The organism is Mesorhizobium sp. RSR380A (assembly GCF_054719385.1).
Map to the genome: position 1 here is coordinate 1,427,763 of NZ_JBTTIB010000001.1, position 20,752 is coordinate 1,448,514.

General features: G+C 62.3%; 29 protein-coding genes. 19 read left to right on the forward strand and 10 right to left on the reverse strand.

The genetic code is table 11. The features are described from left to right. Positions 1–124 precede the first annotated feature (124 nt). Positions 125–298, forward strand: coding sequence for a hypothetical protein (locus tag ACYG9Z_RS06845; protein WP_023672009.1), 174 nt, complete (start codon positions 125–127; stop codon positions 296–298). 49 nt (positions 299–347) lie between these two features. Here the strand turns inward: ACYG9Z_RS06845 and ACYG9Z_RS06850 are convergent, their stop codons facing one another. Continuing rightward, positions 348–962 (reverse strand): glutathione S-transferase family protein, encoded by a 615-nt coding sequence (locus tag ACYG9Z_RS06850; RefSeq protein WP_023751235.1) that lies wholly within the window; start codon positions 960–962, stop codon positions 348–350. A 220-nt stretch (positions 963–1,182) separates the two neighbouring features. Here ACYG9Z_RS06850 and ACYG9Z_RS06855 point away from each other — a divergent pair, with 220 nt between their 5' ends. Beyond that, the gene (locus tag ACYG9Z_RS06855; protein WP_023672011.1) at positions 1,183–1,611 is read left to right on the forward strand and encodes a VOC family protein; all 429 of its coding nucleotides are present in this window, start codon (positions 1,183–1,185) and stop codon (positions 1,609–1,611) included. Positions 1,612–1,682: 71 nt separating this feature from the next. Further along, the gene (locus tag ACYG9Z_RS06860) at positions 1,683–2,036 is read left to right on the forward strand and encodes a DUF1428 domain-containing protein (protein WP_023683729.1); all 354 of its coding nucleotides are present in this window, start codon (positions 1,683–1,685) and stop codon (positions 2,034–2,036) included. 7 nt (positions 2,037–2,043) lie between these two features. Here the strand turns inward: ACYG9Z_RS06860 and ACYG9Z_RS06865 are convergent, their stop codons facing one another. Beyond that, positions 2,044–3,678 (reverse strand): tetratricopeptide repeat-containing sulfotransferase family protein, encoded by a 1,635-nt coding sequence (locus tag ACYG9Z_RS06865; RefSeq protein WP_023751236.1) that lies wholly within the window; start codon positions 3,676–3,678, stop codon positions 2,044–2,046. A gap of 203 nt (positions 3,679–3,881) precedes the next feature. Beyond that, a complete protein-coding gene (locus ACYG9Z_RS06870; RefSeq protein ID WP_023728228.1) occupies positions 3,882–4,064 on the reverse strand; it encodes a hypothetical protein in 183 nt (60 codons plus the stop codon). 323 nt (positions 4,065–4,387) lie between these two features. Between ACYG9Z_RS06870 and ACYG9Z_RS06875 the strand changes: the two genes are divergently transcribed. The 3 genes from ACYG9Z_RS06875 to ACYG9Z_RS06885 are packed head-to-tail and all read left to right on the forward strand — an operon-like array spanning position 4,388 to position 5,095. Then, complete coding sequence (locus ACYG9Z_RS06875) at positions 4,388–4,657, forward strand: hypothetical protein (RefSeq protein WP_023672014.1); 270 nt, start codon at positions 4,388–4,390, stop codon at positions 4,655–4,657. Beyond that, positions 4,654–4,920 carry a hypothetical protein gene (locus ACYG9Z_RS06880; RefSeq protein WP_023751237.1) on the forward strand — a complete coding sequence of 89 codons (267 nt, stop codon included), beginning with the start codon at positions 4,654–4,656 and terminating at the stop codon, positions 4,918–4,920. Before ACYG9Z_RS06875 ends, ACYG9Z_RS06880 begins: the two co-directional genes overlap by 4 nt. 37 nt (positions 4,921–4,957) lie before the next feature. Further along, positions 4,958–5,095, forward strand: a complete 138-nt coding sequence (locus tag ACYG9Z_RS06885) for a hypothetical protein (RefSeq protein ID WP_023689689.1) — start codon at positions 4,958–4,960, stop codon at positions 5,093–5,095. A 553-nt stretch (positions 5,096–5,648) separates the two neighbouring features. On the opposite strand, the gene ACYG9Z_RS06890 is transcribed toward ACYG9Z_RS06885, so the two are convergent. Further along, positions 5,649–6,053, reverse strand: coding sequence for a Kazal-type serine protease inhibitor domain-containing protein (locus ACYG9Z_RS06890; RefSeq protein WP_023751238.1), 405 nt, complete (start codon positions 6,051–6,053; stop codon positions 5,649–5,651). Between the two features lie 484 nt (positions 6,054–6,537). Here ACYG9Z_RS06890 and ACYG9Z_RS06895 point away from each other — a divergent pair, with 484 nt between their 5' ends. From ACYG9Z_RS06895 to ACYG9Z_RS06905, 3 genes are all read left to right on the forward strand, one after another. Further along, positions 6,538–6,750 (forward strand): cold-shock protein, encoded by a 213-nt coding sequence (locus tag ACYG9Z_RS06895; protein WP_006202520.1) that lies wholly within the window; start codon positions 6,538–6,540, stop codon positions 6,748–6,750. Positions 6,751–7,102: 352 nt separating this feature from the next. Further along, a complete protein-coding gene (locus ACYG9Z_RS06900; RefSeq protein ID WP_023672019.1) occupies positions 7,103–7,315 on the forward strand; it encodes a cold-shock protein in 213 nt (70 codons plus the stop codon). Positions 7,316–7,507: 192 nt separating this feature from the next. Then, complete coding sequence (locus tag ACYG9Z_RS06905) at positions 7,508–7,933, forward strand: BA14K family protein (RefSeq protein WP_023672020.1); 426 nt, start codon at positions 7,508–7,510, stop codon at positions 7,931–7,933. Positions 7,934–7,999: 66 nt separating this feature from the next. Here ACYG9Z_RS06905 and ACYG9Z_RS06910 read toward each other — a convergent pair whose 3' ends face one another. From ACYG9Z_RS06910 to ACYG9Z_RS06920, 3 genes are all read right to left on the reverse strand, one after another. Next, complete coding sequence (locus tag ACYG9Z_RS06910; RefSeq protein WP_023751239.1) at positions 8,000–8,638, reverse strand: MBL fold metallo-hydrolase; 639 nt, start codon at positions 8,636–8,638, stop codon at positions 8,000–8,002. A gap of 227 nt (positions 8,639–8,865) precedes the next feature. Then, positions 8,866–9,180, reverse strand: coding sequence for a hypothetical protein (locus ACYG9Z_RS06915; RefSeq protein ID WP_023751240.1), 315 nt, complete (start codon positions 9,178–9,180; stop codon positions 8,866–8,868). A 145-nt stretch (positions 9,181–9,325) separates the two neighbouring features. Next, entirely contained in the window at positions 9,326–10,219 is an 894-nt protein-coding gene (locus tag ACYG9Z_RS06920; protein WP_023672023.1) for a branched-chain amino acid aminotransferase, read from the reverse strand. Positions 10,220–10,463: 244 nt separating this feature from the next. Here ACYG9Z_RS06920 and ACYG9Z_RS06925 point away from each other — a divergent pair, with 244 nt between their 5' ends. The 4 genes from ACYG9Z_RS06925 (at position 10,464) to ACYG9Z_RS06940 (ending at position 14,439) form a co-directional block, all read left to right on the forward strand. After that, a complete protein-coding gene (locus ACYG9Z_RS06925; RefSeq protein ID WP_023683723.1) occupies positions 10,464–10,997 on the forward strand; it encodes a MarR family winged helix-turn-helix transcriptional regulator in 534 nt (177 codons plus the stop codon). Continuing rightward, positions 10,984–11,703 carry a response regulator gene (locus ACYG9Z_RS06930; RefSeq protein ID WP_023751241.1) on the forward strand — a complete coding sequence of 240 codons (720 nt, stop codon included), beginning with the start codon at positions 10,984–10,986 and terminating at the stop codon, positions 11,701–11,703. The genes ACYG9Z_RS06925 and ACYG9Z_RS06930 overlap by 14 nt, the downstream gene beginning before the upstream one ends. 75 nt (positions 11,704–11,778) lie before the next feature. Then, positions 11,779–13,194, forward strand: coding sequence for an ATP-binding protein (locus tag ACYG9Z_RS06935; RefSeq protein WP_023751242.1), 1,416 nt, complete (start codon positions 11,779–11,781; stop codon positions 13,192–13,194). 222 nt (positions 13,195–13,416) lie between these two features. Next, a complete protein-coding gene (locus tag ACYG9Z_RS06940; RefSeq protein WP_023751243.1) occupies positions 13,417–14,439 on the forward strand; it encodes a glycosyltransferase family 4 protein in 1,023 nt (340 codons plus the stop codon). Between the two features lie 10 nt (positions 14,440–14,449). On the opposite strand, the gene ACYG9Z_RS06945 is transcribed toward ACYG9Z_RS06940, so the two are convergent. The 3 genes from ACYG9Z_RS06945 to ACYG9Z_RS06955 all read right to left on the reverse strand — a co-directional run bounded on the left by ACYG9Z_RS06945 (position 14,450) and on the right by ACYG9Z_RS06955 (position 15,934). Next, on the reverse strand, positions 14,450–14,809 hold the full coding sequence (locus tag ACYG9Z_RS06945) for a tRNA-binding protein (protein WP_023672028.1): 360 nt from the start codon (positions 14,807–14,809) through the stop codon (positions 14,450–14,452). Positions 14,810–14,815: 6 nt separating this feature from the next. Beyond that, entirely contained in the window at positions 14,816–15,316 is a 501-nt protein-coding gene (locus ACYG9Z_RS06950; RefSeq protein ID WP_006202532.1) for a type III secretion system chaperone family protein, read from the reverse strand. A gap of 315 nt (positions 15,317–15,631) precedes the next feature. After that, positions 15,632–15,934, reverse strand: coding sequence for an accessory factor UbiK family protein (locus ACYG9Z_RS06955; RefSeq protein ID WP_023751244.1), 303 nt, complete (start codon positions 15,932–15,934; stop codon positions 15,632–15,634). Between the two features lie 77 nt (positions 15,935–16,011). Between ACYG9Z_RS06955 and ACYG9Z_RS06960 the strand changes: the two genes are divergently transcribed. The 6 genes from ACYG9Z_RS06960 to ACYG9Z_RS06985 all read left to right on the forward strand — a co-directional run bounded on the left by ACYG9Z_RS06960 (position 16,012) and on the right by ACYG9Z_RS06985 (position 20,716). Continuing rightward, positions 16,012–16,248, forward strand: a complete 237-nt coding sequence (locus tag ACYG9Z_RS06960; protein WP_023672030.1) for a hypothetical protein — start codon at positions 16,012–16,014, stop codon at positions 16,246–16,248. An 82-nt stretch (positions 16,249–16,330) separates the two neighbouring features. Further along, positions 16,331–16,570 (forward strand): BrnA antitoxin family protein, encoded by a 240-nt coding sequence (locus tag ACYG9Z_RS06965; protein ID WP_023751245.1) that lies wholly within the window; start codon positions 16,331–16,333, stop codon positions 16,568–16,570. 103 nt (positions 16,571–16,673) lie between these two features. Then, complete coding sequence (gene lgt, locus ACYG9Z_RS06970; protein ID WP_023713942.1) at positions 16,674–17,558, forward strand: prolipoprotein diacylglyceryl transferase; 885 nt, start codon at positions 16,674–16,676, stop codon at positions 17,556–17,558. Then, positions 17,555–18,619, forward strand: coding sequence for a class I SAM-dependent methyltransferase (locus tag ACYG9Z_RS06975; protein ID WP_031243963.1), 1,065 nt, complete (start codon positions 17,555–17,557; stop codon positions 18,617–18,619). The genes lgt and ACYG9Z_RS06975 overlap by 4 nt, the downstream gene beginning before the upstream one ends. A 151-nt stretch (positions 18,620–18,770) precedes the next feature. Beyond that, positions 18,771–19,565 (forward strand): peptidoglycan editing factor PgeF, encoded by a 795-nt coding sequence (pgeF, locus tag ACYG9Z_RS06980; RefSeq protein WP_023751246.1) that lies wholly within the window; start codon positions 18,771–18,773, stop codon positions 19,563–19,565. After that, the gene (locus ACYG9Z_RS06985; protein ID WP_023683716.1) at positions 19,565–20,716 is read left to right on the forward strand and encodes a M24 family metallopeptidase; all 1,152 of its coding nucleotides are present in this window, start codon (positions 19,565–19,567) and stop codon (positions 20,714–20,716) included. The genes pgeF and ACYG9Z_RS06985 overlap by 1 nt, the downstream gene beginning before the upstream one ends. Positions 20,717–20,752: the final 36 nt, after the last annotated feature.

Sequence of the window (20,752 nt, forward strand, 5' to 3'; positions counted from 1 at the left end):
TGTGTTGCGGCCCATGGTTTCACATCTCCCAGAATATTTTCAGCGCTCTGTCGGATCGCCTGAACCTGCTGCGTCCTTGGGATGCCGACACGATGATGCCGGCTTCATCTGAGGAGAACGCATCATGTCCATCCTGTCATCCATAGGCCGCGTCGCCGCCCGTTACGCACAGAACCGCGCCCGCTATCGCAGCGAGCGCGAGCTTCTGGCCCTGCCGATCGAACTGCGCAAGGATATCGGCTGGCCGGAAATCCTCATCGACGCGCAAAACGGCCCGCGGATCTGCAGGGCGCCCTGACCATGCGGTCGGGAAAGATCGATGCAGGCCGCCGCGGGGCGACCGTTGCTCAGTCATGCGTATCGCCAGACAGCGGCGTCGCCTGCATCGATCGACGCTTTTCGAAGGCCTCGAACCAGCGCGTCAGCCGCGCCCGCGCGCGAAAGGACGGCAGCTGGCGGAACGCCATCCAGGACAGCGTGGTGGCAAGCGCTATATGGCCGACATGGAGCGATGTCTCGGCGTTCAGCGCGCTTTCGATCCAGTCATAGCTGGCCTCGATTTTTTCCCGGTAGCCTTCGGCAAGCGCTGCATAGCGCAACTGTTCGGGCCGCCTTTCCGTCTCCCAGCGCAGGCCTATGCCCGTCTGCGCCAGGCCTTGGGCGACCGCCTGCAGCCGCAACGCCTGCCAGCGCGCTTCGCCGTCCTGCGGCAGCAATTTGCGGCCGTCATGCAGCGTATCGAGATAGGCGCAGATGACATCGGAATCGAAGAGCGGCGACGCATCCGGCCGCAGCAGCACCGGCACCTTGCCGAGCGGGTTTTCGGCGTAGACACGGGCATTGCGCAAGGTCGGGCTGGTCTCGTGATGAATGACCTCGAGCCGGTCGGCAAGCCCGACCTCATGGGCGAAGACGAGCGCCTTGCGCGCAAAGGGCGAATGGGTCTGGTAATAGAGGATCATTGTCGTCTCAGCGGGTTGGAGAAGCAGTCCCCTTTTCTAGCCTGCTCATACCGAGGATTGCGCTCTGATTGGGCGCCGCCGACGCAAGTTCATTTCACCCCAAAAATCGCATCGGCCCAAAAAATCGCATCAGACATGTAGGATTGCCGCCGCCTCGTTCGTCCTGAGGTTCGCAAAGGCCAGACCAAGCGCCCAGACCAAACCCAAAGAGGAACAAGACATGACCGACCAGACCCCCATTCAGCCGGCCGCGAAAGTTCTCGGTGGATTGACCCCCTATCTGCAGCTGGACGGCGCCTTCAAGGCCGCCGAATTCTACAAGAAGGCCTTCGGCGCCGAGCAGGTGTTCTTCTATCCGCCCGATGAGCAGGGCCGCACCATGCACATCCATCTCCACATCAACGGCTCGACGCTGATGATTTCCGATTTCTACCCCGAAAACGGCATGCCTGCCGTCAAGCCGCAGGGCTATACCATGCAGCTCCATCTCGGCGCCGACGAGATCGATGACTGGTGGAAGCGCGCGGTCGATGCCGGCTGCGAAGTCGCAGTGCCGCTGCAGCTGATGTTCTGGGGCGACCAGTGGGGCAACATGCGCGATCCCTTCGGGGTCGAATGGGCGATGAACGCGCCGGCGAAGAAAGACTGACCACTGCTGACAAAGCTCCTCACCGGCTGACGCCGGTAAGGAGCTTTGTGAGATACTCCAAGGAGAACCTGATGTCCTATGTCGATGGTTTCGTGCTCGCCGTGCCGAAGGCAAATATCGATGACTACAAGAAGCTGGCCAACCTCGCAGGCCCGATATGGAAGGAACACGGAGCGCTCGCCTATGTCGAATGTATCGCCGACGACGTGCCCTATGGTGAGTTGACCTCGTTTCCGCGTGCCGTTCAGGCAAAAGACGACGAGATCGTCGTCTTCGCCTGGGCCGTCTATTCGTCCAGGCAAAGCCGCGACGCGGTAATGGCCAAGGTGATGGCCGATCCCCGTTTGACACCCGATTTGGGGCCTATGCCCTTCGATATGAAGCGCATGATCTTCGGCGGCTTCCAGCCCTTCATCGAGCTTTAGCCGCTGCTCAGGCCAGCTTGTCCAGCAGCGGCTTCAACCTGTCGCCATAGCGCTTCCAGAGATCGACCGAGCCCTGATACATCGGCTGGCGCACCTGCGCGGCCGAGGCCGTGCGCACCGGGCGGTCGGTCTCGTGGAACGACAGCGCCTTGTCGTCCCAGGACAGGCCGAGATGCCCGATCAGCGCCCGCGTCTGTCCCTCCTGGTCGGCCACGAAATCCTCGTAACGCACGTCATGGACGACGCCCGGCAGAACATCGTGCCAATGCGCCATGATGTCGGTGTAGATGTTGTGGAAATCGGCGAGCTCGCCCAGATCATAGCCGTAGCGGTGGTTGTCGCCGCGGAAATGCACCTTGTAGATCGAAAGGCAGGTCGCCGCCGCATCGCGCGCGCAATGGATGATCTTGGCTTTCGGCAGCATCATATGGATGAAGCCGATGAGCAGGAAGTTGCCGGGCATCTTGTCGGTGACATGCCTGAAGTTGGGATAGCGCTCATGCAGCATGTCGAGATAGGCTTGGCCCGCCTCCGCAAACTCCGCGTCGGATACATCGACCAGTCCCCAGGGGAAACCTCCCGGCATGGTCAGCGGAAATTGCTTGCCGACCGCGGTTTTCAACATGCTGAGCTCGCCCGCGCCATAGACTTGTGGATGGCTGGCGATGATCTGTTCGACCAGCGTGGTGCCGGAGCGCGGCATGCCGACGACGAAAATCGGCGTGTCGTCGGAGATTGCACTTGGCTTGTGCTTTTCGAAAAAGCCGGCGTTGAACACCGTCTTCATCGCCTCGAATTCGGCCCGCGTCCTGACCGGATCATAATCGATGCCCTTGCGGCGGATCGCATTGCCTTCAGCGAAATAGTCGAAGGCCCTGTTGTAGTCCTTCAAATCGTCATTGGCCTTGCCGAGACCGAAGGACAGCTGCATGCGCGCCAGGCTGTCGGCCGGCGCCTTGGCATGCTGGGCCTCCATGCCGGCGAGTTCGGCGTCGCGCTCCTTCTGGCGCTTGACCTGCGTCAGCATCAGCCAGGCTTTTGCCATGCCTGGCGTGATCGCCAGCGCCTGCCGGAACAGGTCGGCCGCCTCATCGAGCTTGCCTTTTTCCATCAGCCCGACGCCGAGCCCGTGCAACAGGTCGGCATCCCTGGGCCGGATCGTCAGCGCCTCGCGAAAGGTCGCCAGCGCCTCGTCCAGACGACCGGCTTCCTGCAACGTTTCGGCAAGCCCGATGCGGGCGCGGACATGGAAGGGATTGCGCGCGATTGTGCCGCGATAGATGTCCTCCGCAGCCTCGAACTGGCCGAGCTGTTTCAACGCCGAACCCAGATTGTCGCGTGCCGCGAGCTGGTCGGGCTTGAGATCTACCGCGCCGCGGAAGAAATCGGCGGCCGCTGCGATGCGGCCGAGATCGCGCATCACCGTGCCGAGATTGTTGAGGAAATCGGGATTCTTCGGCTGCAGACGCACAGACTGCTCGATCAGCTCCAGCCCTTCGGGGCTGCGCCCGGTCTGGTGCAGCAACAGGCCCAGGAAATGCGCCGCTGCCGGGTGATTGGCCTTGCGCGCCAGCACCTGCCGGTACAGCGTCTCGGCCTCCTGCCGGCGCCCGGCCTGATGCAGCTGCAGCGCCTGCTGCACATATTGGTCGAGGCCCAGCGGCGCCTGTCCGCCAGCTCCAGCACCCGCCGCTCTTCTCTGATCTCTGTTGATGGGAAACCTGCCGTGTTTTGTCCGCTTGCCGCGATCTAGGCCATCGGCGCTGCAGGTTCAAGGGAAGAGTGGGCTCGCCAAGGGCGCGGACCTCTTCGAAACTCTAGAGGAATTCCAGGAAAATGTAGCGTTCAAATCAGCCGGTGGCTCTCGGCGAGCCGGCGCTCCCGCCGTAGCGTGCCGTCGGTGTCGGCAATCTTGCGCCGTGCCGCTTCGTCGCTTCTTATCGTCAGGCGCACTGATATTGCCTTGGGGAAGAGGACGATTGGCTCGATTGTTGCGGTCGGACGATCCGGCGTTTTCATGAATCTCATATATTTTTGCCTTTCGTAAAAAATAATCTTAGGGGCACAGGAATAATTATTCCGATGCTCTCTAAATAAGAAATTGGCTGATATTGTTCCACAATAGCAGATTTATTAGGGGTTTATACGAGAAATTTTTTATACCGGTCGAGCCGCGGCGGAAATCAGCTTGAATAACCAACAATTTCGGATTATTGATCTGAGATCGTTTTTTGGGTCAAGCTTGGCATATAGCGGCGTCGGAGATACTCGACCCGCCAAACTCATTCCAATCGCCGATGGTTGAGTTCCCGGTTGATGCCGGAAAGCATCGACGAACCAGAGCCAAGCCAATGCCGGATCGCACCACCCGTTCCATCGCCCATTTCGCGGCACCCTTCGTGCTTGGCGGGCTGGAAGGGCAACTGCCGGCCGGCGACTATGACATCGATCACGACGAAGAGCTGATCGAGGGCATGTCGCGGCTTGCCTGGCGTCGCGTCGCCACCTTCATCCATTTGCCGGCAAGGGCGGTGAAGAACCCGGCCACCAGCCAGCTTGTCGCCATCGACTACCTCGAACTCGAAACAGCGCTGAGGCGCGACCAGGAGAACGCAGCATGATCCGCTTCCAGCAGAATGCGCGTCCGCGCACCGACACGCCCTCGCACCTCTTCGCCATCGGCCAGACCGTGCGGATGAAGAGCCGCAGCGGGCTCGCCCAGAAGGCCGCCGAGCTGTTTCAGATCAAGAGCAGATTGCCGGTCAAGGATGGCTCGCCGCAATATCGCATACGCAGCGAGGAGGAGACCTATGAGCGGGTCACCACGGAAGACAACCTCGAAGTGGCGGACGCCCCGGCTGTCCCCGACAGCCCCGCCGTCTGACACCGCACCCACCCAGCACGTACGAAGGAGCAGACAGATGGCCAAGGGTCAGCAGCGCAGCAATCGCGAAACGCGCAAGCCCAGGAAAGACAAGGTGGTGGCCAAGGCCGCCTCCCCGTTCGGTTCCTCGGTCAAGCAAGCCGAGAGCGGCCTGAAGCCGAAGTCGAAGGGCTGACCAGGCAGGGCGCGCCTGGCGCACCTGCCGGCAATGGACTGACGATCTCGGACTGACGATCTCGCCCAAAACTCTGCAACGGAGGCTTGCTTGACGTTCTTCGTCGAGCCGCTCGCGCGACGTCGACGAAGCCACGCTCGACAAGGTATCGCTGGACGCGCCGAACCTGCGCGCCGCCCTGCAGGGCGCCACCGCGCTGTTCCACAGCCTCGCCATGCCGCAGATCCCCGACCGTCTGCGCATTTGCGACGAGGACGGCGCAGAGCTTTATGCCGGCCCGGCCGACGGGGCGTATTCGGCGTAGGCAACCACTCCGATCCGCGACCTTGCCTTCTCCCTTGGGGGTGAGAAGCGGTCCGCGCAGCAGACGAAAAGCCGATTGTTGGCTTTTCGAGTTTCGAACGCCCTGAGCCTGCGAAGGACCAAGGGTGGTCCGGTCCACCCGCCCGGTCCCCGCTGCTTCGCAGGGTCCCGGCATTCGCCGCCTTTTATCGTGCCAGTGGGACGGTGAATTCGCCTCCGGCGGACTCACCCGACAGGGGAGAAGGAAAAATCAGCAGGGGCCGTCCTCGACGACGCGGTAGTCGGCGGCACGGGCCTCGCAGGCGTTGGGAAAGGTGCGCAGCTCGCCATGGCGGCGGGCGCAGACCGGGGCGTATTCGCGCGTGCAGAATGTCGGCTCTTCGCCGCCACCACCGCCGTCGCGGCAAGGGCCGTCGCGAACGATGCGGTAGCCTTCCCGTTCGGCAAGGCAGGCATTGGCGAAGGTCTGGCGGTCACCGCCGCGCCGCGCGCAGACCGGCTCGTATTGCCTGGTGCAGAATTCCGGTTCCGGCCGTGGCGGGCGCGGACGTGGTCCCGGCCCGTCATCGACGACGACGGTGCAGGCCGCAAGAAGACCCGACAGGAAGAGAATAGTAAAACCCTGGCGCGAGAAGATCGTCGCAAGAAATCTCATGAATATGCCTCCCTCGAGACCCCCGTCCCCGGCGCAAAACGCGCCTGTCGATCCTCGCCATTCCCTTGCCAAATGCAACCCCCGTTTGCGGCGCGGGAGCCATACGATGCCCGGCCCGCGCATTGCTTTGGCCCTGGACCAAACCGCTGGACCATGCGTGGCCGGGCTCTGGCTGATGAACTCTTAAGAACCCAGGTTTATCGAAGCGCCTTCGTTGGGATGCGTCGATGGACGCGGCCCGCGGCGCTATCTTGCAACGATCACGTTTCCGTGCGATAAATTTTGTGTTCGGGCATTTGCGACCCGGAGAGCGGAACGTTTTGGACGACCTTTCCCCGATACTGTGAATCTCTGACGGCCCCATTTTCGGCGGGGGGTTTTACCATGCGCAAATGCAGGACTGCCGAAGCAACCACCGGGACTTGCCCACGATGCCAGGCGGCGGGCAAACCATAAGACTGACACGGGTGAAGGAGTTTCCCCAATGGCCCAGACCGGCACCGTTAAATTCTTCAACGCGACCAAAGGCTTCGGCTTCATCACGCCCGACGGCGGCGCCAAGGATGTGTTCGTCCACATTTCCGCGATCGAGGCCTCGGGCCTGCGTACCCTCGTCGACGGCCAGAAGGTCACCTTCGACGTTGAACCCGACCGCATGGGCAAGGGTCCGAAGGCGGTCAACCTCCGCGCGGCCTGAACCGGCGGTGCCCGCGCGCCCGTCAGGGCGCTCGAAAAAGCACCTAAAGCGTGTTTGAACCGGCTTTGTCAGCCGTGCAGAGTTTCGAAGGCGCGACGTTTCCCGTTGCGCCTTTTTCATGACCGCCGTCGCCGGAGGCAAAGGACGCTTTATCGGTCAATGCCGTGGCTGATCGCCGGAGCAATCGTCTGGCGCGAATTGCCTTCGGTGCCACGATCTATTTGACCAGCCTTCAGCGTTGCCGCCGTCGCCAAAACTTTCTCTTGCCGATAGCGCTAAAATAAAGGACAAATTTCCCTTCGGGCATTTGCCGGCCCGAAACTGGACTTTATGGGATCAAAGGGAGCTTCCCATGCCGCAGACCGGCACCGTCAAATTCTTCAATCATGCCAAAGGCTTCGGCTTCATTACGCCCGACGACGGGCAGAAGGATGTCTTCGTTCATATTTCGGCCGTGCAGGCTTCGGGTCTTTCCGGTCTGGAGGATGGACAGAAAGTGACATTCGACACCGAGCCGGACAAGCGCGGCAAGGGTCCGAAGGCCGTCAACCTGTCGGTCGGCTAAGCTGGCTCAAGACAGTCCGGACGGAGATTGACGAGGCGGAGCGCCTTGCGTACGCGCTTGGTTTTGCCGCAAGAACTGGATCGTATCAGCCAATTCCGTTCAGCCCCCGTTCAGCCACGGTCTTCTATTAATCGTCCCCTAGGCTGGACCGCATCCCCGAAAACTATCCGGGCCGGCACGAAGGAGACCAAAATGAATCGCATTTTCAAGACCGCCATCCTGGGCGCCGCTCTCGCCGCGACCACCCTCGCCACCTTGCCTGCCGCCAATGCCAAGGACTGGAACCGCTGGCATCATGGCCATGGTCGTCATCATAATGGCGACGCGCTTGCGGCCGGTGTCGTCGGCCTTGCGGCCGGCGCTCTGATCGCCGGTGCGCTGAGCAACCCGCAGCCGCGCTACAGCAGCTATGATGACGATTACGACTACCGCGAAGTGCGGCCGGCGCCGGTGCGCCGTTACTATGCCGAACCGCGGGTCGTCTATGCCGACCGCTATGCCGAGCCGTGGACCCGCGACTGGTACGAATACTGCTCGGACCGCTACCGGAGCTTCAATGCCCGCAGCGGCACGTTCACCGGCAATGACGGTGAGCAGCATTTCTGCGTCGCGAATTGAGCTTCCCTGTCCCACAAAAAGCGCTGACCGCAAGGCCAGCGCTTTTTTTTTGGCAGAAAGACATCGCTAAGTCAGGAAGGGATTGGTCCGCCTCTCCTCGCCAAAGCGGCCACCCGGGCCGTGGCCGCAGATGAAGCCGACCTCGTCACCGAGCGGCAAAAGCTTGTTCTTGATCGAGGCGATCAGCGCCGCATGGTCGCCGCCCGGCAGGTCGGTGCGCCCGACCGAGCCGCGAAACAGCACGTCGCCGACATGAGCGAACTTCGCCGCGCGATTGTAGTATACGACATGGCCGGGCGCATGGCCGGGGCAGTGCAGCACCTCGAACATATGTGAGCCGAACGAAACCGTCTCGCCCTCTGCGAGAAACCGGTCGGGCACGCAGTTGCGCGCCCCGGCAATGCCGTAGCGCTGGCCCTGGTTCTCGAGATTGTCGAGCAATAGCTTGTCGGCTTCGTGCGGGCCGATGATCTCGATGCCGAGTGCTTCCTTCAGCTCCATGGCGCCGCCGGCGTGATCGATGTGGCCATGGGTGATCCAGATCGCAGCGGCGGTGATCGCATTGTCCTTCAGCACCGCCAGCACCTTGTCGATGTCGCCGCCCGGATCGACGACGACGCCATGCTTGTCATCCATGTCGAACAGGATGGTGCAGTTCTGCTGGAAAGGCGTGACCGGCACGATGCCGGCATTGAGCTGACCCATGATTGTCCTTTCGCTGTTCCAGCGTGATGTAGAGGCGCGGGCGAAGGCCGTCCACTGCTGAAAGGCAAACAGTCCGTCCCAAAACAGAAATGGGCGGCCCAACGGCCGCCCATTTGACGAAGCCTGAGTCTCGAGCAATTCCAGGAAAAGTGTAAAGCGGTTTTCCGTCCGGAATTGGGTAAAACAACCTAGATCATTCGCCGTGAAACGGTGAATGATCTAGAGGCTTACTTCTTCATCGCGCCCGTGACCGCACCGATGATGCCGGTCAGGATGGCGCCGCCGCCGGCGCCGCCGAGCAGGTTTTTGAGGTTCAGCGTATCACCCAATCCGCCCGCTGCCGTTGCAGCCGCTGCCGGGTCGGCCGTGCCGCCGAGCAGGCTGCCGAGGATCGCCGCCCCGCCGACGCCGCCAACCGCGCCGCCGAGGATTTTGGTCAACTGGCCCATCGCCGCATTCTTCAGCGCGACGCCGACCGCCTGACCACCGACAACACCTGCAATTACCTGTACAACGAGCGCAATGAGCGTATTCGTATCCATGTACCTAGTCCCTCCATAGCTGCCAGCCTCCCGGGCCGACACCATCATGAGACGCTGAATTGTACGAAAGTCAAATGCACAGATGCTGAAATAAAGGGGCCGGCCTCAAAACCGCCCCTGCTTGCGAAAAAAGCTGTGACTTTCGTTATTCTGCGGCTATCGCATGCTTAGGTTGCACCGCAGCAGAATAGTCGTTCATCAAAGTCTTGGCGATCTCGCCGACCTCGAATCGGTACGGACCGATCTCGGAGACCGGCGTCACTTCCGCTGCCGTTCCGGTGAGGAAGCACTGTTCGAAGCCTTCGAGTTCCTCAGGCATGATGGCGCGCTCGACGACTTCAAGGCCGCGGTCCTTGGCGAGGCCGATGACGGTGCGGCGGGTGATGCCGTCGAGGAAGCAATCGGGCTTCGGCGTGTGGATCTTGCCATCCTTGACGAAGAAGATGTTGGCGCCCGTTGCTTCGGCGACCTGGCCGCGCCAGTCGAGCATCATGGCATCGGCATAGCCCTTGGCCTCGGCGGCATGCTTGGACATGGTGCAGATCATGTAGAGGCCGGCGGCTTTCGACTTCGACGGCGCGGTGCGCGGATCGGGCCGGCGCCATTCCGCCAGATCGAGACGGATGCCCTTGAGCTTCTGCGCCGGGTCGAAATAGCTCGGCCATTGCCAGATGGCGATGGCGCAGTTGATGCGGCTGTTCTGCGCCGACACCCCCATCTGTTCGCTGCCGCGCCAGGCGATCGGCCTGACATAGGCGTCCTGGAAACCCTGCTTCTTCAGAAGCGTGGTCGAGGCGTCATTGAGCTCGGCCACGGAATAGGGAATATTGAAGCCGAGCAGGCGCGCCGATTCATGCAGACGCTCGGTGTGCTCGTTGAGCTTGAAGATGGCGCCGCCATAGGCGCGCTCGCCCTCGAAGACGGCGCTGGCATAGTGCAGGCCGTGGGTCAGCACGTGGATCTTGGCATCGGCCCATTTGACGAACTCGCCGTTGATCCAGATGAAGCCGTCCAGTTGGTCGAAGGGAACGGATGCCATGGAAACCTCCCGCGGGCGGCGACCCGCACATCATTAGTGTTGTTCTTGTTGCGCGACAGCCGCGTCGGGCGGCCCTTGAAGCGTAAGCGGAGAATCGAACTCTGGCAAACTCAGGAAGTTCCGGAAAAACCGCACTCCCTTGCCTTTTCGTTCGCATTCAGCCGAAAAGCTTGTCAAAAATTACCATTGCGGGGAAATTACGTCAATAGTACTGACATAATTTCCCTCTATGGACGGAGAAATGATGACGGATCGAAGCCCAGCTGCCGGAAAACCGATCAAGACGCCGATCACCGACGAGGACGGCATCGACTTCGCCATCATCGAACTGTTCTTCTTTGCGTATCGCGATTTCACTTCCGATCCGGACCAGATCCTGGCCGATTACGGCTTTGGCCGCGCCCATCACCGGGTGCTGCATTTCGTCAACCGCCGGCCGGGACTGACGGTCGCTGAACTGCTCGACGTGCTCAAGATCACCAAGCAGAGCCTGGCGCGGGTGCTCAAGCAGTTGATCGACACCGACCATATCGTGCAATTGCAGGGTCCGCGCGACCGCCGCCAGCGGGAGCTCTATCCGACAGCCAAGGGGCGCGCCCTGGCGCTGGCCCTGGCGCGGCCACAGTCACGCCGCATCCGTGCTGCATTGGAAGATTCCGGAGCCAGCGAGCGTCCCTTGATCGAACGATTCCTGGAAGCCATGGTCAATCCGGAACTAAGGGCGCAGATCGACATTGTGCCTGCAAACATGTCAGGGAAAAGCCATGGAGACCACTGAGAGGGTGGACCAGCCGACGGCGCCGGACGATGACGCGCCGCATCTGCTTGTGGTCGACGACGACACCCGCATTCGCAATTTGCTCAAGCAGTATCTGACCGAAAACGGTTTTCGCGTCACAGTCGCCGGAAATGCCGGCGAGGCCAGGCGAAAGCTCGCCGGGCTCGACTTCGACCTCCTTGTCCTCGACGTCATGATGCCCGGAGAGACCGGCGTCGACCTCACCAAGGCGCTGCGGGCGGAGAAGAACGTGCCGATCCTGATGCTCACCGCGCTATCGGAAACCGACAGCCGCATCACCGGGCTCGAGGCCGGCGCCGACGACTATCTGCCCAAGCCCTTCGACCCGCGCGAGCTGATCCTGCGCATAAACAACATCCTGCGCCGTGGCGGCCCCGCGACGACGCCCAAGGTCGAGCAGCTGGTCTTCGGCCCTTATACTTTCCAGATCGCCAGGCGCGAGCTGAAGCGGGGCGGCGAGGCGCTGAAGCTGACCGACCGCGAGCAGGAGATCCTGGCGATCTTTGCCGCGCGGGCCGGCGAAACGATCCCGCGCCATGAACTTGTCGGCGACGATTCGGAAGTCGGCGAGCGCACCATCGACGTTCAGATCAACCGCCTGCGCCGCAAGATCGAGCGCGATCCGTCCAATCCGGTCTGGCTGCAGACGGTGCGCGGTATTGGGTATCGGCTCAGCGTGGAATAGAATGCCGCTGACGGCCGCCCTTGGCCATAGATGTGCGGCCATCGACCAGCGGCGATTGACCCAGCGGAAGGACAAATGGCGACCACGCAACTGGAACGGCCGGAACAGGGCGGCTTTGGCGCGCGTGTATCACGGGCGCTGAAAGCAATGCCGCGTGCCTGGAAGCGGTTCTGGCGGCTGGTTGCGTTCTATATGCCCAAGCGGCTTTATGCCCGCTCGCTGATCATCGTCATCGCGCCGATGATCCTTCTGCAGTCGGTCGTCGCCTTCGACTTCATGGAACGCCACTGGGCAACCGTGACGCAGCGCCTGTCGCAGGCCACCGTGCGCGACATCGCCGCGATCATCGACATGATCGAGACCTATCCGCACGATGGCGACTACGCGAACATCATCCGCATCGCCCAGGACCGCATGCAGTTGAAGGTCGACCTCTTGCCGCCCGACCCGTTGCCGGCGCCTGGACCCAAGCCCTTCTTCTCGATCCTTGACGACGTCCTTTCCACCGAGATCACCCGCCAGATCAACCGCCCGTTCTGGATCGACACGGTCGGCAATTCCAACATCGTCGAGGTTCGCATCCAGCTCGAGGGCAAGGTGCTGCGCGTCTTCGTGCGCCGCAGCCAGGCCTATGCCTCCAACACCCACATCTTCCTGATCTGGATGGTCGGGACGTCGCTGGTGCTGCTGACGATCGCCATCCCCTTCCTTCGCAACCAGATCCGGCCGATCCTGTCTCTGGCCGAGGCCGCCGAAAGCTTCGGCAAGGGCCGGCCGATGCCGCGCGATTTCCGCCCACGCGGCGCCGAGGAGGTCCGCCGGGCCGGCTTTGCCTTCATCCAGATGCGCGAGCGCATCGAACGCCAGCTGGAACAGCGCACCGCCATGCTGACCGGCGTCAGCCACGATCTCAGAACCATCCTCACCCGCTTCAAGCTGCAGCTGGCGCTGGCCGGCGGCAAGCCCGAGACCAAGGCCGCGCTCAACCAGGACATCGACGACATGCAGTCGATGTTGGAAGGCTATATCGCCTTTGCCCGCGGCGAAGCGTCGGAAGATGCCGGCCATTTCGATCTCGAGGCCTATTTCCAAAAGCTCGGCGAGGAGGCGTCGCTGCACAAGCGCAAGCTATCGACCGTGCTTGCCGGTGATCCGGATGTGCATGTGCGCCCGCACGCTTTCGCCCGGCTGTTGTCCAATGTCGCCGGCAATGCCTTGCGCTATGCCAAGACGGTGGAGATCAGCGCCGATCACGGCCGCGGCTCACTCGTCGTCACCATCGACGATGACGGTCCGGGCATCCCGCCGGAAAAGCGCGGGGACGTGTTCAAACCGTTCGTGCGGCTCGACGAGGCGCGCAACCTCGACGCCAGCGGCACCGGCCTTGGTCTCTCTATCGCCCGCGATATTGCCCGCAGCCATGGCGGCGACATCATGCTGGAAGACAGCCCGCTCGGCGGCCTGCGGGCGGTGATCAAGGTGCCCGCCTGACCAAAGCATGATCTGGAAGGCGGGCTCGGCCAAAAACCACCTTCATCCGCCCGTCATGAAACCATGGTCAAGAGCGCGCATGAAGCGCGCGACCTCAGTTGATTCGGCTCAGCCGCCTTACTTCGACCTCGTGCCTGCCCGGGTGCGGTGGAGCGAAGCGAGGGCAGCCGGGCCGTACCGCTATCGCATCAAGGCAACCGTCGACCCGAGCAAAGGACCGCAATGCGCATCCTGATGGTCACCGACGCCTGGCGGCCGCAAGTCAACGGCGTTGTCCACACGCTGGAGCGGCTCACCGAAACGCTGAAAACCTTCGACGTTGCGGTCGACTTCCTGACCCCGAACATCTTTCGCACCTTGCCGTTGCCGACCTACCCCGACATCAGGCTGGCGCTGACCACGCCCGGTCATGTCGCGCGGCTGATCGAGGCTCGCAAGGCTGACCATATCCATATCGTCACCGAAGGCCCGCTCGGCATCATGGCGCGGCGCTATTGCCGCAATGCTGGCCGTCCCTTTACCACCAGCTATCACACCCGCTTTCCCGAATATCTCAGCGCCCGCCTGCCGGTGCCGGAGAGCTGGGCCTATCGCTGGCTGCGTGATTTCCACAATTCGGGACAAGGCACGCTGGTCGCCACCCAGTCGCTGGCGGAGGACCTTGCGTCGCGAGGCTTCACCAAGCTCAGGCCGTGGACGCGGGGCGTCGACACCGATCACTTCCGCCCGGACAAGAAGAAGGACCTCGGCTTTCCCGGCCCGGTATTCTTGTGCGTCGGCCGCGTCGCCATCGAGAAGAACCTGAGCGCCTTCCTCGATCTCGACCTGCCCGGCAGCAAGGTGATCGTCGGCGAAGGACCGGAACTGGCCAGGCTCAGGGCGAAGTACCCGCAGGCGCACTTCCTCGGCCATCGCCCGAACGATGAGCTGGCCGAGATCTACGCCTCGGCTGATGTTTTCGTTTTCCCCAGCCGCACCGACACGTTCGGCAACGTCATCATCGAGGCGCTGGCCAGCGGCACGCCGGTGGCCGCCTATCCGGTCACCGGACCGATCGACATTGTCGGCGACGGCATCGGCGGCGCGGTGTCGACCGATCTGCGCGAGGCCTCGCTCGCAGCGCTCAATGTCGACCGCGCCGAGGCGCGCGAACGCGCCATGCGCTACAGTTGGAAAGCCTGCGCCGAAATGTTCATGGGCACGGTCGAAGAGGCGCTGAGCACAAGGCGCAAGCTGGCCGCCTGACGCAATCTTCCTAAAACAACCTGCCGCCGTCCGGCACCTTGCGCTCGATGGCGCCGAGCACCACCGCGCCTTCCTCATCAGGGAAGCCGAGCGTCAGCACTTCCGACATGAAAGGACCGATCTGGCGCGGAGGGAAATTCACCACCGCAAACACCTGCCGTCCCACCAGCGTTTCCGGCGCATAGTATTTCGTGATCTGTGCCGAGGATTTCTTCACGCCGATCTCAGGGCCGAAATCGATCTTCAGCTTGAAGGCGGGTTTGCGCGCCTCGGGGAAAGGCTCGGCCTCGACGATCGTGCCGGCACGGATGTCGACACGATCAAAATCGGCAAAGCTGATCTCGGGCTTGCGCGCGCTGCTCGAACTCATGGAAGCTCAAGCGTTGCCATAGGTCTCGAACAGGACGCCGGCCAGCGCATCCTTGGCCGAGGTTCCCGACCAGACAACGAACTGGAAGGCCTGGAAATAGCATTCGCAGGCTTCAAGCGCCGACGACAAAAGCACCTCGACCTGCTGGCTCGACGGTTCGACCCCGCCGGCAAGCAGCAGCGACTGGCGAAACATGATCGCGCCCTCCTGCTCCCAGAGATCGAAATGGCCAAACAGCATCTGCTCGTTGATCAGCGACAACAGCCGCATCACTTCCAGCGCGCGGGCTTCCGGCACCTTGATGTCGAAAGCACAGGCCAGATGCAGCGCCTCGAAATCCTCCATCCATGAGAAGGAGACGTGATAGTCGGTCCAGCTGCCGGCAACCGAGATCGAGATTTCGTCATCGCCGGCCCGTTCGAAGGACCAGTCATTGTTATGGGCGACCTGCTCGATGACATCCACCGGATGGATTTCGCGGGAGAATTCGAGTTCGAGAAGTTCCATGGAATGCTTCCTGTGTTCAGGGGAGCGCCACACGCTCCGCGGGGCACACACGACGAACAATTTGTCTTGAACTCGGACGGCCAGGACTTCACGACACAAAGACCCCGGACCGGACCCCACCGCCCGGCCGCATGACCCTGCTCCGAATCATGCAACAAATTCAGTCTATTGATCGGGAGTCGCGTGAACAGCCTAATTTTTCGCACTGCGTCATCAGCATGTGGAAAGGCGCTGTCACAAAGATTCATGCATTGCCGGTAAACGATTCACGGCAAAGCACTTTTTCGGATTGTGCTTTGTGGAAAAGTTTAAATTTTATTTTTTTGCTTTGGGCTTTGCCGCAGCCGCAGGTGCGGCCTGTCCGGTCAATTCGGCAAGCCTGGCCTCGAGCGCGTCGATGCGGGCGGCCAGCCTGGTGTTTTCTTCGCGGGCCTTGGCAGCCATGTCGCGGGCAGCCTCGAACTCCTCGCGCTGCACCACATCCATGGTGTTGAGGATGCGCTCGGCCTGCCCCTTGAAGGCAGTCTCCACCTCGCGGCGCACGCCTTGTGCGGCACCCGCAGCATCGGTCATCAGCTTGGCGAATTCATCGAGAATGCAGTTCGGTCCGGTTGACATGGCAAATCCTCGCTTGCTCGAATTGACGTAGTGGCACTGCCTGCGGAATGCAAGAACGTTGAAGCTGGTGCGGCTTCATGTCGGACGCGATTTGGCTCACGGTCCGGCCGACAGATTGCTATTATCGCAAATGGATTCTTGGAACGACGGTTGCCGTGACGGACAGTGCGGACTTGGAGAAGCGCTTTGCAGCACTCGATGCAGCACTCGCAAAGGGCATTTCGGATGCCGATGCGGGCCGGGTCAAGCCTGGCGACGAGGTGCTGGACAGGCTTGAAGCCAAATACAGGGCAATGGCAGAGAGAACCAAGTGAAGTTACTGGTCTTCGCAGACCAGCGGCCTAGTTTTCCTCACGACTTGCTCAGGCAAGAGTCACTCTCATTCAGGATCAACCAATGGCAACGCCCCCGCGCCGACCGACCAATCCGATGGAAGCCGCTGAAGCGGCCTTCAAGCCGGTCAAGAAACCCGCGCCTCCCATTCGCGAACCCTCCGCCGCACCAAACGTTCGCGAGCTTGTCTCGATCAGGATCGATCGCGCCGTGCTCTACCATTTCCAGGAAGATGGCCCCGGCTGGCAAGACAGGATCAACGATGCGCTCAGGCAATTGGTCGCCGGCAAGCCGCAGGGTTGAGCCCATTATCTCTGACGATCAGGCTGTCGTCACCTTGCCTTGACCCAGCCAAAACCCTGCCGCATGGTCCGCGCCCTAACGCGAGCCCTCCCAGGAGATCCTGTTGAACGACTATTTCCCGCTGCCGATGGCGTCGCTGTCCTTCCCCAACATCGACCCGATCCTGGTTCAGATCGGCCCGCTGGCTGTGCACTGGTACGGCATCGGCTATATCGTCGGCATCCTGTTCGCCTGGTGGTACGCCAAGCGGCTCGTCACCAACACAAGGCTGTGGCCTGATGGCGTCTTGCCGATGAAGCCGATCGACCTCGACGATTTCATCGTCTGGGCCGCCGTCGGCGTCGTGCTCGGCGGACGCACCGGCTATGTGCTTTTCTACGATTTAAAGCGCTATATCGACCACCCGCTCGACATCTTCGCCGTCTGGCAGGGCGGCATGTCGTTCCATGGCGGCCTGCTTGGCGTCATCCTCGCCATGACGCTGTTTTCCCTCAAGCGCGGCATCCGCACCTGGACGCTGTTCGACGTGGTGGCAGCCGGCGTGCCGGTCGGGCTCGGCCTCGTCCGCATCGCGAACTTCGTCAATGCCGAACTCTGGGGTCGCGTGACCGACGTGTCGTGGGGCGTCGTCTTCTGCAACGAGCGTCTCCAGCAGACCGTGGCGGGTTGTGTCGCGGGCCTAGAGCCTCGCCATCCGAGCCAGCTCTACGAAGCGCTGCTCGAGGGCGCGGTGCTGTTCCTGGTCCTGCGCTTCCTCACCCATTCGCGGCTGAAGCTGAAGACGTCGCGCTTTGTCGGCGGCGCCTTCATTTGCGGCTACGGCCTGTCACGCATCTTCGTCGAGTTCTTCCGCGAGCCCGACCAGCAGCTCGGCTACCTCCTCGGCGGCTGGCTCACCATGGGCATGGTGCTGTCGCTGCCGATGGTGCTGGCCGGCATCTGGGCGATGGCCACCGCCAAACCGGCGCCGCAACCACAGCCGGCATGACACGGCTGAAGACCCGCATCGTCGACCTGATCGGCGCGCTCGGGCCCCTCCCCGTCAACGAGTACATGGCGCTCTGCCTTTTCGATCCCAGCGACGGCTACTACACCACGCGCGAGCCGTTCGGCGCCGCCGGCGACTTCGTCACCGCACCCGAGATCAGCCAGATGTTCGGCGAACTCGTCGCCGTCTGGCTCTATCAGGCCTGGCTGGCGATCGGCCGACCGCTGCCGGTCACCATCGCGGAGATCGGGCCTGGCCGCGGCACGCTGATGAAGGACATGCTTCGCACCCTGACGCGGCTCGATCCGGCTATCGCCGCCGGAGCGTCCTTCGCTCTGGTCGAGACCAGCCCGCGGCTAACCGAAATCCAGAAGCAGACGCTTGCCGAAAGTTCGGTTGAGCTCGGCTGGCACGAAACCATCGCCACGCTACCGCAGGCGCCATTGCTGATCGTAGGCAACGAATTGTTCGATGCCGTGCCGATCCGCCAGTTCATCCGCGCCGGCGCCGGCTGGCGCGAACGGGTGATCGGCCTCGATGTCTCAGACGAGTTGAGCTTCTTCGCCGGCGCCGGCTCGGTCGAGGCGACGCTGCTGCCGGAAGACGCCGCCGAGGCGCCACAAGGCTCTATTTTCGAAATAGCACCGGCCCGCGCGGCACTGATGGCGACCATTGCCGAACGCATAGCCGACCACGGCGGCGCCGGGCTGTTCCCCGATTACGGCCATCTCCAGCCCGGTTTCGGCGACACATTGCAGGCCGTGCGCAGGCACGCCCCAGAAGATGTGCTGGCCAATCCCGGCGAAGCCGATCTCACCGCCCATGTCGACTTCGCGGCACTGGCCGCCGTCGTGCGGGCGCATGGCCTCGATGTGGAATTGGCGACGCAGGGCGACTTTCTGCTTGGCATGGGATTGCTTGAGCGAGCTGGCCAGTTGGGCAGCCAGGCAAGCCAAGAGGCACGACAAACCATTGCCGATGCCGTCGAGCGCCTGGCCGGACCCGACGGCATGGGCACGCTGTTCAAAATCCTGAAAATCCTGCCGCATCAGCCAGTCTGACCCTCGGAGATCGTTACAAGCCGTCCCGCCATGTCGCTTGTGGTCGCATGCCTGCTTTTGGCCAATGCAAAGTCGACGCAGCAGCACTGTCGCAATCACTCGGCCGAACTTCGCCTTGACGAAAACGCCGGCGCGGACAACAAACCCATCCATGCTGAATCAGACCAAACCGGATCCTGTTCGCTCGCCGCTGCTGGAAGCGGCCAAGCCGCGAGGTATCCGCCATGGCTATTTCACCCGTATCGGCGGCGTCTCCGGCGGCATCTATCAGGGACTTAACATCGGCACCGGGTCGGATGACGATCAGATGCTGGTCGCCGAGAACCGCCGCCGCGTCGCTGCCTGGATGGGTGTGCCGGCCAGCCATCTCCTGACCGCGCATCAGGTCCACTCGCCCGATGTCGTTATTGCCAGGGAACCCTTTCCCGGCCCGCGGCCCAAGGCCGACGCCATCGTCACCGACCGGCCGGGCATCGCCATCGGCGCCTCGACGGCCGATTGCGGCCCGGTGCTGTTCGCCGATGCGCAAGCGCGCATCATTGGCGCTGCACACGCCGGCTGGAAGGGCGCTTTCACCGGTGTGCTTGAAAACACCATTGCCGCGATGGAAAGCCTCGGCGCCCGCCGTGAGCGCATCATTGCGGTTCTCGGTCCTTCGATCGGCCCCGACAATTACGAGGTCGGGCCGGAATTCGTCGCCCGTTTCGTCGAAGCCGATGCCGAAAACATCGGCTATTTCGCGCCTTCGGCCAATCCGGCGCATGCAATGTTCGATCTCAACCTCTATACGGTCGACCGGCTGAAGAAGGCTGGCGTGACCGCGCAGGGGCTTGGCCGCTGCACCTATGCCGAGGAGGATCTCTTCTTTTCCTACCGGCGCGCGACGCATCGCAAGGAACCGGACTACGGTCGGCAGGTTTCGGCAATTGTTTTGGAGAAGGGATAATGGCGCTGCATTTCGAACGGTCGGAATTTGACGCCCGGCGTGACCGGTTGATGATCGAGATGACGGAAAAGAAGCTCGATGCTGTACTGCTTTTCGCCCAGGAGAGCATGTACTGGCTAACCGGCTACGACACGTTCGGCTTCTGTTTCTTCCAGTGCCTGGTTGTGAAGGCTGACGGCTCGATGGTGCTGCTCACCCGCTCGGCCGATTTGCGCCAGGCGCGCCACACATCGATCATCGACAACATCGTGCTGTGGACCGACCGCGACGGCGCCAACCCGGCGGTCGACCTGCGCAACCTGCTCAACGACCTCAATCTCCTCGGCGCCCGCATCGGCGTCGAATACGACACCCATGGCCTGACCGCCTTCAATGGCCGCCGCGTCGACGAGCAGCTGCAGACCTTCGGCCAGATCGCCGACGCCTCCGGTATTGTCGGCCGTCTGCGCCTGTTCAAGAGCCCGGCTGAAATCGCCAAGGCCGAAAAGGCCGCCAACCTTTCCGACGACGCGCTCGACGCGGCCCTGCCGCTGATCAAGCAGGGCGGCGACGAAGCGCTGATCCTTGCCGCCATGCAGGGCGCGGTGTTTGCCGGCGGCGGCGACTATCCGGCCAATGAATTCATCATCGGCTCGGGCATCGACGCGCTGCTCTGCCGCTACAAGGCCGGGCGCCGCAAGCTGACCAAGAACGATCAGCTGACGCTCGAATGGGCCGGCGTGTTCCATCACTATCACGCGCCGATGATGCGCACCGTGCTGACCGGCAAGGCGTCGAAGCGCCATCAGGAGCTGTTCGACGCCGCCCGCGCGGCTCTTCTGGCGGTCGAGAAGGCGATGACGCCCGGCAACACCTTCGGCGACGTCTTCGACGCGCATGCCCGCACGCTGGAGGCGCACAGCCTGACCAAGCATCGGTTGAACGCCTGCGGCTATTCCGTCGGCGCCCGCTTCACCCCGTCCTGGATGGATATGCCGATGTTCTACCAGGGCAATCCCGAGCCGATCGCGCCCAACATGACATTGTTCGCGCACATGATCATCATGGACTCCGAAACCGAGACGGCGATGACGCTTGGCCGCACCTACCTGACCACCGAATCCCAGCCGAAGCCGCTTTCACGCCATGATCTCGACTTGATCGTACAGTGAATCCATAATGGTTGGTCCACGCGGGGGCGTTCGCGA